Annotated in this window: 10 protein-coding genes; 9 read left to right on the top strand and 1 reads right to left on the bottom strand. The window is 48.5% G+C overall.

Annotated features, from left to right (window positions below):
• Window positions 1–5: 5 nt before the first annotated feature.
• From ACLB09_RS24660 to ACLB09_RS24620, 9 genes are all read left to right on the top strand, one after another.
• Entirely contained in the window at window positions 6–1,649 is a 1,644-nt protein-coding gene (locus tag ACLB09_RS24660; RefSeq protein WP_410772480.1) for a type 2 periplasmic-binding domain-containing protein, read from the top strand.
• A 72-nt stretch (window positions 1,650–1,721) separates the two neighbouring features.
• On the top strand, window positions 1,722–3,071 hold the full coding sequence (locus ACLB09_RS24655; protein WP_410772479.1) for a glycoside hydrolase family 30 protein: 1,350 nt from the start codon (window positions 1,722–1,724) through the stop codon (window positions 3,069–3,071).
• A gap of 295 nt (window positions 3,072–3,366) precedes the next feature.
• On the top strand, window positions 3,367–4,422 hold the full coding sequence (locus ACLB09_RS24650) for a sugar-binding transcriptional regulator (protein ID WP_410772478.1): 1,056 nt from the start codon (window positions 3,367–3,369) through the stop codon (window positions 4,420–4,422).
• Between the two features lie 102 nt (window positions 4,423–4,524).
• Window positions 4,525–5,535 carry a type I glyceraldehyde-3-phosphate dehydrogenase gene (gene gap / locus ACLB09_RS24645; protein WP_114497402.1) on the top strand — a complete coding sequence of 337 codons (1,011 nt, stop codon included), beginning with the start codon at window positions 4,525–4,527 and terminating at the stop codon, window positions 5,533–5,535.
• A 236-nt stretch (window positions 5,536–5,771) separates the two neighbouring features.
• On the top strand, window positions 5,772–6,953 hold the full coding sequence (locus tag ACLB09_RS24640) for a phosphoglycerate kinase (RefSeq protein ID WP_410772477.1): 1,182 nt from the start codon (window positions 5,772–5,774) through the stop codon (window positions 6,951–6,953).
• Window positions 6,954–7,004: 51 nt separating this feature from the next.
• Window positions 7,005–7,757, top strand: coding sequence for a triose-phosphate isomerase (tpiA, locus tag ACLB09_RS24635; protein WP_410772476.1), 753 nt, complete (start codon window positions 7,005–7,007; stop codon window positions 7,755–7,757).
• A gap of 1 nt (window position 7,758) precedes the next feature.
• Window positions 7,759–9,306 carry a 2,3-bisphosphoglycerate-independent phosphoglycerate mutase gene (gene gpmI, locus ACLB09_RS24630; protein WP_410772475.1) on the top strand — a complete coding sequence of 516 codons (1,548 nt, stop codon included), beginning with the start codon at window positions 7,759–7,761 and terminating at the stop codon, window positions 9,304–9,306.
• Between the two features lie 120 nt (window positions 9,307–9,426).
• On the top strand, window positions 9,427–10,713 hold the full coding sequence (eno, locus tag ACLB09_RS24625; RefSeq protein WP_410772474.1) for a phosphopyruvate hydratase: 1,287 nt from the start codon (window positions 9,427–9,429) through the stop codon (window positions 10,711–10,713).
• A 226-nt stretch (window positions 10,714–10,939) separates the two neighbouring features.
• Window positions 10,940–12,205, top strand: a complete 1,266-nt coding sequence (locus ACLB09_RS24620) for an ABC transporter substrate-binding protein (RefSeq protein WP_410772473.1) — start codon at window positions 10,940–10,942, stop codon at window positions 12,203–12,205.
• 84 nt (window positions 12,206–12,289) lie between these two features.
• On the opposite strand, the gene ACLB09_RS24615 is transcribed toward ACLB09_RS24620, so the two are convergent.
• A complete protein-coding gene (locus tag ACLB09_RS24615) occupies window positions 12,290–13,087 on the bottom strand; it encodes a class I SAM-dependent methyltransferase (protein ID WP_410772472.1) in 798 nt (265 codons plus the stop codon).
• Window positions 13,088–13,270: the final 183 nt, after the last annotated feature.

The raw sequence follows: 13,270 nt of genomic DNA, 5'->3' as shown, positions 1-13,270 counted from the left end.
AAAGGATGTACAACATGAACAAAGGATTTGGTACAAAAGGGATCAAATTGTGTGCTGCATTACTGGCTGCGGTATTGGTCATTACGGGCTGCGGCTCGGGGGGAGGATCCAAGAACGCCCCTAAGGACGTTTCGATTGAAGGCCGGTATGCGCTCGATCCGGAAACGCCGGCGTGGAAGCTCGACAAAAAAGAAGAGACAACCGAGCTTACCTGGTATGTGAATGCGGACTGGTGGAATACCGACTTCGGCAAGGACGTCGTGACCAAGAAAATTAAAGAGGACTTGAACATTGACATCAAATTCATTACGGGCGACGACACGAAACTGAACACTTTTTTTGCCGGCGGGGATATGCCCGACCTGCTAACCATTTTCGATTCGAACTCTCCGGTGGTGCAAAAAGCTCCGACTTGGGCACTGTCGTTAAACGATCTTGCGGAAAAATACGACCCGCATTTCAACAAAGTAGCCGCCGCGGATACGTTGAACTGGTTCCAGTTGAAAGACGGCAAGACTTACGGCTATCCGAACTACTCGAATACGCAGGCCGACTATGACAGCGGCAACATTCCTGCTAAAACGGCATTTGTCGTCCGCAAGGATGTTTACGACGCCTTGGGCAAAACGGCCATGGGAACGCCGGAAGAATTCAAAGCCGTCATGGACCAAATCAAAGGACAATTTCCGGATCTGATTCCTTTCGGTTTCAATTCCATCGGGGAAGGCACCGGTTCATTGGGCGACGTGTTCCAGGATTTCCTCGGCGTACCGCTGGAAGACAGCAATGGCGGATTCTATAACCGTAACCTGGATGAAGACTATCTGGCCTGGATCAAAACCTTGAACGAGGTTTACAGAGACGGCGCCATCAGCGACGACAGCTTTGCCGACGACGGTACGGCCTTTGAAGAAAAAGTGAAATCCGGGAAATACGCAACGATGCTCCTGGACGGGACTCCGCAGCAAGGCGGAAATCTGCAAATCTTTTTGAGCGCAAATCCCGGCAAGGAATATTTGGCGATCGACGGACCTCAAAGCACGGTTGGTAATCAGCCGACGCTGAACCAATCCGGCATTACCGGCTGGATGATCAGCTTCATCACGAAAAAATGCAAAGATCCGGCCAAAGCCATTCAATTGTTCACGTATCTGCTGAGCGAAGAAGGCCAAATGCTGATGAATTACGGAATCGAAGGAGAAACGTATCAAGTGAAAGCCGACGGCAGCGTGGAATTCTTGCCGGAGGTTAAAGATCTTCAATTGAATAACGCGGATAAATTCAAAAAAGATTACCGGATGGGCGAGTTTATGTTCTTCGGCCATGACCGTCATAAAGCGATGAGCGCCGACGCCTTCCCGGAAAGCATCAAACAAATGCAAGAATGGGGCAAGGGCAAGCTGAAACCGCACTTTATTCTTGAAAACATCAATCCGGATCAGGGCACTCCCGAAGCGCGCTCCCTGTCGGCGATCAATACGAACTGGAACACGACGATGGTAAGCCTGATCCGCTCCAAGAGCGAAGCTGAATTCGATAGCACTCTGGCTGCCCACAAAGCCTTCCTGGAGGATAACAACTGGGATGACATCTTGAAGATTCGCAGCGAAAAGATGAACCAAAACAAAGAGAAATTGGGCATTAAGTAAGCAAAGCAATGAGATGGAGGGCCTGTTAAGGGCCCTTTTTATAACAAAACACAGAATGCGGAGGGAACCATCATGGCCGAAATATTGATTTATGAATCCAATGGGGAGAACCATCTGTTTAAGAAAAAGTCCCCCGAGCAATTGGCGCCGATCGCTTCCGATGGGGAGCTCATTACAGTAAACCTGGATGATACGGAAACTTTTCAGGAGATGGACGGATTCGGGGCCTCATTCACGGATTCGGCCGCCTATTTGATTCACCAGGTTCTGGACGAGCCGCAGAGGGCGGAGTTAATGGAGAAATTGTTTGATCCGGAGTCCGGTATCGGGTTATCCGTCTTAAGAAACCCGATGGGGGCTTCGGATTACGCCAGAGACTTCTATAGTTATGACGATTTGGCCGATGGTGAAAGCGACCCGGCGATGGGAATGTTCTCGATTGCGCATGACGAAGACGATATTATCCCATTATTGCAGAAAGCGGTGGCGTTGAACCCGGATATCAAGCTGATGGCTTCTCCGTGGAGCGCGCCGGGGTGGATGAAGACAAGCGGCTCGATGATCGGCGGAGAATTAAAGCAAGAGTATTATGAGGCTTACGCCGACTACTTTGTCCGCTATATTCAAGCTTATGCCGAGCACGGGCTGCCCGTTTATGCCGTTACCCCGCAAAATGAGCCGCTGTATGTTCCGGGGCACTATCCGGGAATGCTGATGCTGCCCGAAGTACAAAGCGATTTTGTGAAGAACTATTTGAAGCCCGCTTTCGTAAAGCATGGCATCGATACCAAAATTCTCTGCTATGACCATAACTGGGACCGTCCCGATTTTCCGCTGACGGTGTTGGAGAATGCGTACGATGCGGTAGACGGGGTGGCCTGGCATTGGTATGGCGGAAATCCGTCCGCCCAAAGCGAGGTGAAGCGGGCTTTCCCGGACAAAGAGGTCCATTTTACGGAAGGCTCGGGCGGGGAATGGATTCCCGCTTTTGAACCGGCGTTTTCCAATGTTATGCGCACGGGGATCCAAATCTTGCGGAATCACAGCAAGTCCTTTGTATTATGGAATATGGCACTGGACGAAAATAACGGGCCCGCCGTACCGGGCTTCGGCCGCAGTACCTGCCGGGGCATCGTGCTGGTCAATCAGGAGACCCGGGAACTGACCTATACTCTGGATTATTATGCGCTGGCCCATTTCAGCAAAATCATTTCCCCGAAAGCTTTGCGTATCTCATCTTCCTCAGACCGCGAATTCATCGCATCCGCAGCTTTTAGAAATAAAGATGATTCGTTGGCGGTCGTTTTGTTTAATGATGGGGAGGAGGCGGGAAATGTTGCTTTGAAACTGAAGGGAGCCGAGCTGTTAAGCTTCCGTTTGGAGTCTAAAGGTGCCATATCCGTGTTGATCCGAACCAGTTGATCCTGATAGACCATTTTATATAGAACTAATTGCTATACAGTTGATAAGGTCTCCTTTTGCTGAGAACGGGTGAAGAGTTTGCCCGTTACATCAAGTAGGGGCCTTTTTATGTTTATTTAGCCACCCAAAAAAGCAACATGAATAGATAGAAAGCGGAATGTAAATTATACGGACGTCAGGCTTGCAACAGGCACAGAAATTGGTTAAAATATCAGTGGGACTTAAAAAGTTTACCCGGGACATTTTAGGACCAAGGAGAAGGAGAGAGAAGACGAAGCTTGCAGGAGTGGAAAGCATGCGAACTATTTTGGAAATGCAAAAGCAGCTTCTTCCTGATCTCATGGAAATTCTCAAGAAAAGGTATACCATTCTTCACCAGATCTTGTTGTCGGATGTGATTGGCCGCAGAACGCTTGCGGTGTCGCTGAACATGACGGAACGAGTGTTGCGGGCCGAGACGGATCTCCTGAAGGCTCAGGGCCTGATTGAAATCGAGAATATAGGCATGAGAATCAGCGATTCGGGCAGAAAACTGCTGGAGGGCATGGAGCCGGTAGTGAAGGAAATCTTCGGATTGTCCAATCTGGAAGAGAAGATTCGAAAAGCGTTCGGTCTTCGCAAAGTTGTGATCGTTCCCGGCGACAGCGAGATTTCCCCGCTGACCAAGAAGGAACTGGGGCGGGCAGGTGCGAAAGCGCTGCTTGGCGCCATGAGCAGTCAGGATGTAGTTGCCGTTACAGGCGGATCAACGATAGCCGAGGTTGCGGAACAGCTTAGTCCCCCGGCGAACTTGTCGCTGAAGCAATGCTGGTTTGTACCGGCGCGGGGCGGACTAGGGGAAAGCCTGGAAATTCAGGCAAATACGATTGCTTCCGGCATGGCGAAACGGGTTGGAGCAGGCTACCGTCTGCTGCATGTGCCCGATCTGCTAGGCAAAGAAGCGTACGAGTCACTCGTAGGGGATCCGAACATCCACGATATCGTGGAGATGATCCGCGAGGCGCGGATTATCATTCATGGAATCGGTGATGCTATGGAGATGGCACGGCGCCGCAAGCTGGAAGATTCAATGGTACGGGAACTGCAGAAAGAAGGCGCCTTGGCGGAATCATTCGGGTACTATTTTAATCAAGAAGGCGTCGTTGTTCACAAAATGCTGACCCTGGGTCTTCGTTTGGAAGACATTATGAGGACGGATACCGTCATCGGAATCGCGGGCGGCAAGAGCAAGGCGAAGGCGATTCATGCTGTGCTGCAATTCGGACAAGAAGATATTCTGGTTACGGATGAAGCGGCGGCGGAAGAGATCGTGGAGGAGATTGAGCGAAGCGAGCGCCGCAGAGCGGAATAGCCTGTTCTACTTAACGGATTCAACAATCAAATGGTTTACTCATGGCGGGTTATTCAGCCTGCCTTGAATAATAAAAAAAACGAACACTGGGAGGATCTATTCATGAGTGTAAAAGTTGGTATTAACGGTTTCGGACGTATCGGACGCTTGGCTTTCCGTCGTATTCAAAATGTGGAAGGCATCGAAGTAGTAGCAATCAATGACCTGACAGACGCTAAAATGTTGGCTCATTTGTTGAAATATGATACAACGCAAGGCAAATTCGACGGCGAAGTTGAAGTTCATGACGGCTTCTTCAAAGTTAACGGCAAAGAAGTTAAAGTACTGGCTAACCGCAACCCTGAAGAATTGCCTTGGGGCGAGCTTGGCGTAGACATCGTACTGGAGTGCACAGGCTTCTTTACTACTAAAGAAAAAGCTGAGCTTCACTTGAAAGGCGGAGCTAAGAAAGTTGTTATTTCCGCTCCTGCTACAGGCGACATGAAAACTGTCGTTTACAACGTAAACCATGAAATCCTTGACGGTACTGAAACCGTAATTTCCGGTGCTTCTTGTACTACTAACTGCTTGGCTCCTATGGCTAAAGTGCTTCAAGACAAATTCGGCATCATCGAAGGCTTGATGACTACAATCCATGCTTACACCGGCGACCAAAACACGCTGGATGCTCCTCATGCTAAAGGTGACTTCCGTCGCGCTCGTGCAGCTGCCGAGAACATCATCCCTAACACAACTGGTGCTGCAAAAGCTATTGGTCTGGTTATTCCAGAACTGCAAGGCAAATTGGACGGCGCGGCTCAACGCGTTCCAGTAGCAACAGGTTCCTTGACTGAGCTCGTAACTGTTCTTGATAAGAAAGTTACTGCAGCTGAAGTAAACGAAGCGATGAAAGCTGCTTCCGATCCAGAAACTTATGGCTACACAGAAGACGAAATCGTATCTTCGGATATCAAAGGTATGACTTTCGGTTCCCTGTTCGATGCTACTCAAACTAAAGTACTGACTGTTGGCGACAAACAACTCGTTAAAACCGTTGCTTGGTATGACAACGAAATGTCCTACACCGCTCAATTGGTTCGTACTTTGGAATTCTTCGCAAAAAAAGTTAAGTAATTCCGTTTTTCCTTGATAACATTCCAAAGAGGAGTAACCTTCATGAAGGTCTCCTCTTTGGTTCATGGTTTTATAAGTAATTCGACATTCACACACACACCGTTTTTTTATAAAAGATTATATAGAGAAGCAGTACCGCTTAGGAGAGAAATCAAGAGTCGTAGTTGGAGTTGCGCAGCCTGTCTGTGCTTTAGTCCGGAATGGGCGCCGCGCATACCTATAGGAGGAACGTGGAGATGAATAAGAAGAGTGTACGTGATGTGGAAGTAACCGGCAAACGCGTGTTTGTCCGCGTAGATTTCAATGTACCTATGCAAGACGGCCAAATTACCGATGACACCCGGATTCGCGAAACGCTGCCAACGATCAAGTATTTGATCGAAAACGGCGCGAAAGTCATTTTGGCGAGCCACCTCGGACGTCCAAAAGGCCAAGTGAACGAGGATATGCGTTTGACACTGCCGGCTAAACGCCTTGGCGAACTGCTTGGCAAAGAAGTGGCTAAAGCCGACGAAGCGATTGGCGAAGCGGTTAAAGCGAAAGTTGACGCTATGAACAACGGTGACGTGCTCGTGCTTGAAAACGTCCGTTTCTATCCGGGCGAAGAAAAGAACGATGCGGAACTTGCTAAGCAATTTGCGGAGCTTGCCGATTTGTTCGTCAACGACGCATTCGGCGCCGCTCACCGTGCGCATGCTTCCACCGAAGGCATTGCACACCACTTGCCGGCCGTATCCGGGCTCTTGATGGAAAAAGAATTGTCCGTGCTCGGCAAAGCCTTGTCGAATCCGGACCGTCCTTTCACGGCCATCATCGGCGGGTCCAAGGTTAAAGACAAGATCGACGTCATCGACAACCTGCTGAACATTGCCGACAACGTATTGATCGGCGGGGGCTTGGCTTATACTTTCTTCAAAGCTCAAGGTTATGAAATCGGTCAATCCTTGCTGGACGACAGCAAATTGGATGTGGCCCTTGGCTTCATCGAGAAAGCGAAAAAGCTAGGCAAAAACTTCGTATTGCCGGTTGACGTAGTCATCGCTGACGATTTCAGCGCGGATGCCAACCATAAAGAAGTGGACATCGACAGCATTCCTGCCGATTGGGAAGGCGTGGACATCGGTCCTAAGACCCGTGCCATTTATGCCGATATCATCAAAAATTCCAAGCTGGTCGTTTGGAACGGACCGATGGGCGTATTCGAAATCGATATTTTCGCGAACGGCACCAAAGAAGTGGCTGAAGCTTGCGCTACTACAGAAGGCTACACCATCATCGGCGGCGGCGATTCCGCAGCGGCGGCAGAGAAATTCAAACTGGCCGACCAAATGGACCACATCTCCACAGGCGGCGGCGCTTCCCTGGAATTCATGGAAGGCAAGGCGCTTCCAGGCGTTGTGGCTCTGAACGATAAATAAGATTGGCATTAATGAAAGTTTTACTTCTAGGTAGAAGGAGTTGAGCCACAAATGAGAACACCAATTATTGCAGGAAACTGGAAGATGTTCAAAACCGTTTCCGAAGCAAAAGCTTTCTTCGAAGACATCAAAGGGAAAGCGGAAGTAGAAGGCGTTGAGAGCGTGATCTGTGCTCCATTTACGAATCTTCCGGCTTTGGTGGAAGCAGCCAAAGGTACGTCGATCAAAATCGGCGCCCAAAACCTGCACTTTGAAGACGAAGGTGCATTCACCGGCGAGATCAGCGGGGGAATGCTGAAAGAGTTGGGCGTGGATTATGTCATTATCGGGCATTCCGAGCGCCGCGCTTATTTTGCCGAAACCGATGAGATCGTGAATAAGAAAGTGCTTGCCGCATTCAAACACGGATTGACTCCAATCCCGTGCGTCGGCGAGAAATTGGAAGAGCGCGAAGCAGGCCAAACCAAGGATGTCGTGAAGGTACAAACCGAAGCGGCTCTGAAGGGATTGTCCGCGGAGCAAGCGGCACAAGTCGTTATTGCGTACGAACCGATCTGGGCGATCGGCACCGGCAAATCTTCCACATCCGAAGATGCCAACGAAGTCATCTCCTACATCCGCAGTCTGGTGAAAGACTTGTACAGCGCGGAAGTAGCGGACAAAATCCGTATTCAATACGGCGGCAGCGTAAAACCGGAAAATGTGAAGGAATATATGGGCCAAAGCGATATCGACGGCGCGCTCGTGGGCGGTGCCAGTCTGCAACCGGCTTCCTATATTCAATTGGTTGAGGGGGCAAAGTAAGATGTCCACTCCAAAACCAGTAGCACTAATCATCATGGACGGCTTCGGACTTCGGAATACGGTGGAAGGAAATGCGGTCGCTCAGGCAAACAAGCCTAACTATGACCGTTACCTGAAAGAGTATCCGAATACGACTTTGACCGCTTGCGGCGAAGCCGTAGGTTTGCCTGAAGGTCAAATGGGCAATTCCGAAGTGGGCCACTTGAACATCGGTGCCGGACGGATCGTTTATCAGGATTTGACCCGCATTTCCAAGTCGATCCGCGAAGGCGAGTTCTTCCAAAACGAAACCCTGGTTGCTGCCGTTCGCAGCGCGAAAGCTACAGGCAAGAAGCTGCATCTGTACGGCCTCTTGTCCGATGGCGGCGTGCACAGCCACATTGACCATATGTTCGCGATGCTCGATCTGGCCAAGAAGGAAGATATGCACGAAGTGTATATCCATGCTTTCCTGGACGGACGCGACGTAGCTCCGGACAGCGCGAAAGGTTTCATCGAGCGCTTGATCGCGAAGATCGAAGAAGTGGGCGTAGGCAAAATCGCTACGGTTCAAGGCCGCTATTATGCCATGGACCGCGACAAACGCTGGGAACGCGTCGAAAAATCTTATCGTGCGATGGTATACGGCGAAGGTCCGAAATATACCGATCCGGTTACGGCCGTAACCGAATCGTACGAGAAATCGGTGTTTGACGAATTCGTAATGCCGACCGTGATCGTGGATGGACATGACCAACCGATCGCTTTGGTGGAATCCGGCGACTCCGTCGTGTTCCTGAACTTCCGTCCCGACCGTGCGATCCAGTTGTCCAACGTGTTTACGAACAAGGACTTCCAAGGCTTTGACCGCGGACCGAAATTTCCGAAGGATCTGCACTTCGTCTGCCTGACGTTGTTTGCGGAAACGGTGGAAGGTTATGTGGCTTACTCGCCGAAGAACCTGGACAACACGTTCGGAGAAGTGTTGGTACAGCAAGGCAAGAAGCAACTGCGCATCGCGGAAACCGAAAAGTATCCGCACGTAACGTTCTTCTTCAGCGGCGGACGCGACGTGGAGCTTCCGGGCGAAACTCGCATCCTGATCAATTCGCCGAAGGTTGCTACCTACGACTTGAAGCCGGAAATGAGCGCTTATGAAGTGGCTGAAGCCTGCGTGAAGGAAATTGAAGCCGACAAACATGACGCGATCATTTTGAACTTCGCCAATCCGGACATGGTCGGACACTCCGGCATGCTGGAGCCAACGAAGAAAGCGGTCGAAGTGACCGACGAATGCGTTGGTAAAGTCGTAGACGCGGTTAAAGCCAAAGGCGGCGTAGTCATCATCATCGCCGACCATGGTAACGCGGATATGGTATTTGACGAAAACGGCCGTCCATTCACGGCGCATACGACCAATCCGGTTCCGTTTATCGTAACCGACGAGAACGTCATTTTGCGCGAAAGCGGCATTCTGGCCGACGTGGCTCCGACGCTCCTCGATCTGATGGGGCTGCCGCAACCGGCTGAAATGACGGGCCAATCGATGATCGCCAGCCGCAAGGCTTAAGCGATAAACAAAAAAAGTAGAAATACTAAACATACTTGAGTTCAAATGCTGCATTTTAGGCTAACCTAGGAGCATAGAATGACGTTTTGAACATCAACCAACAAAAAGGAGAATATACCAATGACTATTATTTCTGACGTATACGCTCGCGAAGTCCTCGACTCCCGCGGCAACCCGACAGTAGAAGTTGAAGTTTACCTGGAGTCCGGCGCCATCGGACGCGCGATCGTTCCTTCCGGTGCTTCCACAGGCGCTCACGAAGCCGTTGAGCTTCGCGACGACGACAAATCCCGTTACCTCGGCAAAGGCGTGCTCAAAGCCGTTGAGAACGTAAACGAAATCATCGCTCCAGAAGTAATCGGTATGGACGCGCTCGACCAACTCGGCATCGACAAATTGATGATCGCTTTGGACGGAACGCACAACAAAGGCAAACTCGGCGCAAACGCGATCCTGGCTGTTTCGATGGCTGTAGCCCGCGCTGCGGCTGACGCTTTGGACCTGCCTCTGTATGTTTACCTCGGCGGATTCAATGCTAAACAACTGCCGGTTCCAATGATGAACATCGTTAACGGCGGCGCACATGCCGACAACAACGTTGACGTACAAGAGTTCATGGTATTGCCTGTAGGCGCTCCTACATTCAAAGAAGCTCTTCGTGTAGGCGCTGAAATTTTCCACAACCTGAAATCCGTTCTGAAAGCTAAAGGCTTGAACACAGCTGTTGGCGACGAAGGCGGTTTTGCTCCTAACTTCACTTCCAACGAAGACGCTTTGTCCTCGATCATGGAAGCCATTGAAAAAGCCGGCTACAAACCAGGCGTTGACGTATTCCTGGGTATGGACGTAGCTTCCACCGAATTCTTCAAAGACGGCAAATACCATCTCGAAGGCGAAGGCAAATCCTTCACGCCTGCAGAATTCGTTGACCTCTTGTCTTCATGGGTTGATAAATATCCGATCATCACGATCGAAGACGGCTGCTCCGAAGACGACTGGGAAGGTTGGAAATTGCTCACTGAAAAATTGGGCAACAAAATCCAACTCGTTGGCGACGACTTGTTCGTAACTAACACTGAACGTCTTGAAAAAGGTATCAAAGACGGCATCGGTAACTCGATCCTGATCAAAGTGAACCAAATCGGTACGTTGACTGAAACTTTCGACGCTATCGAAATGGCTAAACGCGCAGGCTACACTGCGGTAGTTTCCCACCGTTCCGGTGAATCCGAAGACAGCACCATCGCTGACATCGCGGTTGCTACCAATGCCGGCCAAATCAAAACCGGTGCTCCTTCCCGTACCGACCGTATTGCGAAGTACAACCAATTGCTCCGCATCGAGGATCAACTGGGCGAACTGGCTCAATACAACGGCTTGAAATCTTTCTACAACCTGAAGCGTTAAGATAAAAATGCAAAAGGACCCATCCGAATCCATTTCGGATGGGTCTTTTTTTTTATAAGAATAAAAAGAGGTATGCATAGTTCAGAAATCAATATGGCATAAATACAAACAACATACAAAGATTTTAAAAGGGAATAATTGTATAATAGAAGAAAATTATAATTACTCCATCACTTTATCTTAAAATGCATCTTAATATAAAAACATATGGAGGAGAATACAGGATATGAAAAGATGGATTTTGCTCCTTGTAGTCATTATTTTGATGCAATCGGGGTGTGCGAATAGGCCAGAGGAAAGCAACATAACACTCAAAGTTCTCTACTTTGACACTGATGAATTTATGACAAAATACGGAAATGTTTTTCATACAAAATTCCCTAATATTGATTTCGAGGTCATACCATTGTCTGATTATTATAAAGAAGGGTTAAGTGAGGATGCACTGAAACAATTAATTAAGTCTGAACAACCTGACTTAGTATATGTGGAGGAAACTTTTTTTGATTCCATCATTTCTGAAGGATTGTTGGTAAGCCTTGATCCATATCTTAATAAATCAGGTGATTTTAAAATTGAAGAGATAAATCCCCATCTGCTGGGTTATTTGCGTTTAAAAGGTCAAGGCGAAATTTATGCTCTAACTCCAACTTTTTCGGCAAAGGCGCTTTTCTATAACAAAACCTTATTCGATCAATATGGAGTGGATCATCCAATAGATCGGATGAGCTGGGGAGAGGTATTTAAATTAGCTTCAACGATAACGAATTATGCTCAAAATAAAAGTGATTTTGCAGGGTTGTTTTATGATAAAAATTTGTTTGATATGGCAGTCGACATGGCTTCATCCCAAGGGGTTCGTTATGTGGATCCAAAGGGAAGTAATGCGACAATTAATACCTCAAGTTGGGAGAACATCTTAGGTCCTCTCGTGGAAGGTACTAAAGCTGGTTCATTAAAAACACGTGAAAATATTAATCAAATGGAAGTTAACCCAGAGAATTTTCTATTTAGTTCCGGGAACATCGCTATGACGGTTGACTATTCTTATCTGATGGATGATTTATTAAAGGCGGATTTTGAGTGGGATATTGTCACCGCACCAGTAGATCCAGCCTACTCCAAAAGTGCTTCAGCTATTATGCCAAACGAATTATTTGGAATTTACTCTGGTTCAAGCAAAGTAGAGCAAAGTTGGAAGTTTATTCAGCATATTAATGGTCCGGAGTTTGCGAACATTTACCAGATGAGCAACGATTATTCCGTGCTCCTGTCGCGGGAAGGATACAATAACCATATTGATAAAAATTGGGAGTCGTTTTATAACATAGCACCATCGGATACTCCGAGTAATCCCCTAAGCGCTGAGCAAGATGAGATGATATTCAAAATCGCTAATCAAAAACTATGGGAAGCTATTGATAGCGATGATAATATAAAGGAATTATTATCATCAATGGAAAGTGAAATCCAGAATATTATTCAACAGTAGGAAAATTTATAGATCTTATTTAATTGAGTAAGAGGCGGTGATTCTACCATCTCTTACTCTATTTCAGTTTAATATAGCTAATGGTTAACCATTGATGGCAGGTGCATATTCGGCCACGATGCTGATGGCCTGCAGTTGGGAAGCGTGTTTGACAAATTGGCGACGCATTTGAAGGACGCGTTTCAAGGCGGACCTGTTCTTGAGGAGATTATTTACCATTTTGGCGACCCCGCGCCAGCCTTCGTCTTGGATCAGGCGCCCGAAATGAAGCAGATGCATCGGTGCCGTATGAACGGTGAGTACGGTGAACCCGTTATTCTCCAGTAGTTGCATCCATTCCTGCGCGGTCAGCGGTGCGACATTGACTCGAATGGCTTGGGCTAGGTCCTTACATACCTGCTTTCGCAACGCTGGATTGATATCGCCCGGAGCCAGACTCATTTCGTGGATGCCGTACCGGCCTCCCGGCCTTAGTAACCTTGCAGCCTCCTGGATGATCCTCTCCTTTTGGACAGGCGCTTGCATGGTTAGCATCGCTTCCCCGTATACGACGGTCGCAGACCGGTCGGGAAGCGGAACTTGCTCCACATTGCCGATAATAACGCTGCGGTTGTTTCCGGACAGGTAGGATTGGACGGTTTGGGCCGCCTGCTCGTTTTGTTCGATTGCGACATAACTGTACGGGTTCCGGCTGAGCGTCATTCGAGTGGTTACTCCAAGACCGGGAGCAAATTCAATAACTTGATCCATGTCGTGGATGTTCAAGTGCTCCAGCATTTTTCGCGTCAGGCCGATGCCTCCTGGGCGGAGCACTTTTTTGCCGAGACTGGCCAATACCCAGTGTCCGGGCATTTTCATGTAATCGGAGTTCAACGTATTCATTACAATATCCTCCTTTGTTATTCACCGCTGTTCTAGCGCAGTGTAAATTAACGAATAGACGAATGATGAATATACTGATAATAATAATCATTATCAATGATATAATCAAAAGAAATTTCTCTCGTGTGATTATGGTCACTATAAGAAAATTGAAGGTGCTTATGGCGGCGGAGGAATGATCGA

Source organism: Fontibacillus forbon, assembly GCF_046559655.1.
Lineage (GTDB): Bacteria > Bacillota > Bacilli > Paenibacillales > Paenibacillaceae > Fontibacillus.
The sequence above is the reverse complement of the archived record's forward strand: the minus strand, read 5'-3'. Positions and strand labels throughout refer to the sequence as shown.

Bases quoted from the DNA above. Each gene is read 5' to 3' on its own strand.
- ACLB09_RS24650 (WP_410772478.1), top strand. From the start codon at position 3,367: ATGCGAACTATTTTGGAAATGCAAAAGCAGCTTCTTCCTGATCTCATG.
- ACLB09_RS24655 (WP_410772479.1), top strand. From the start codon at position 1,722: ATGGCCGAAATATTGATTTATGAATCCAATGGGGAGAACCATCTGTTT.
- eno (WP_410772474.1), top strand. From the start codon at position 9,427: ATGACTATTATTTCTGACGTATACGCTCGCGAAGTCCTCGACTCCCGC.
- ACLB09_RS24660 (WP_410772480.1), top strand. From the start codon at position 6: ATGTACAACATGAACAAAGGATTTGGTACAAAAGGGATCAAATTGTGT.
- ACLB09_RS24640 (WP_410772477.1), top strand. From the start codon at position 5,772: ATGAATAAGAAGAGTGTACGTGATGTGGAAGTAACCGGCAAACGCGTG.
- gpmI (WP_410772475.1), top strand. From the start codon at position 7,759: ATGTCCACTCCAAAACCAGTAGCACTAATCATCATGGACGGCTTCGGA.
- ACLB09_RS24620 (WP_410772473.1), top strand. From the start codon at position 10,940: ATGAAAAGATGGATTTTGCTCCTTGTAGTCATTATTTTGATGCAATCG.
- tpiA (WP_410772476.1), top strand. From the start codon at position 7,005: ATGAGAACACCAATTATTGCAGGAAACTGGAAGATGTTCAAAACCGTT.
- ACLB09_RS24615 (WP_410772472.1), bottom strand. From the start codon at position 13,087: ATGAATACGTTGAACTCCGATTACATGAAAATGCCCGGACACTGGGTA.
- gap (WP_114497402.1), top strand. From the start codon at position 4,525: ATGAGTGTAAAAGTTGGTATTAACGGTTTCGGACGTATCGGACGCTTG.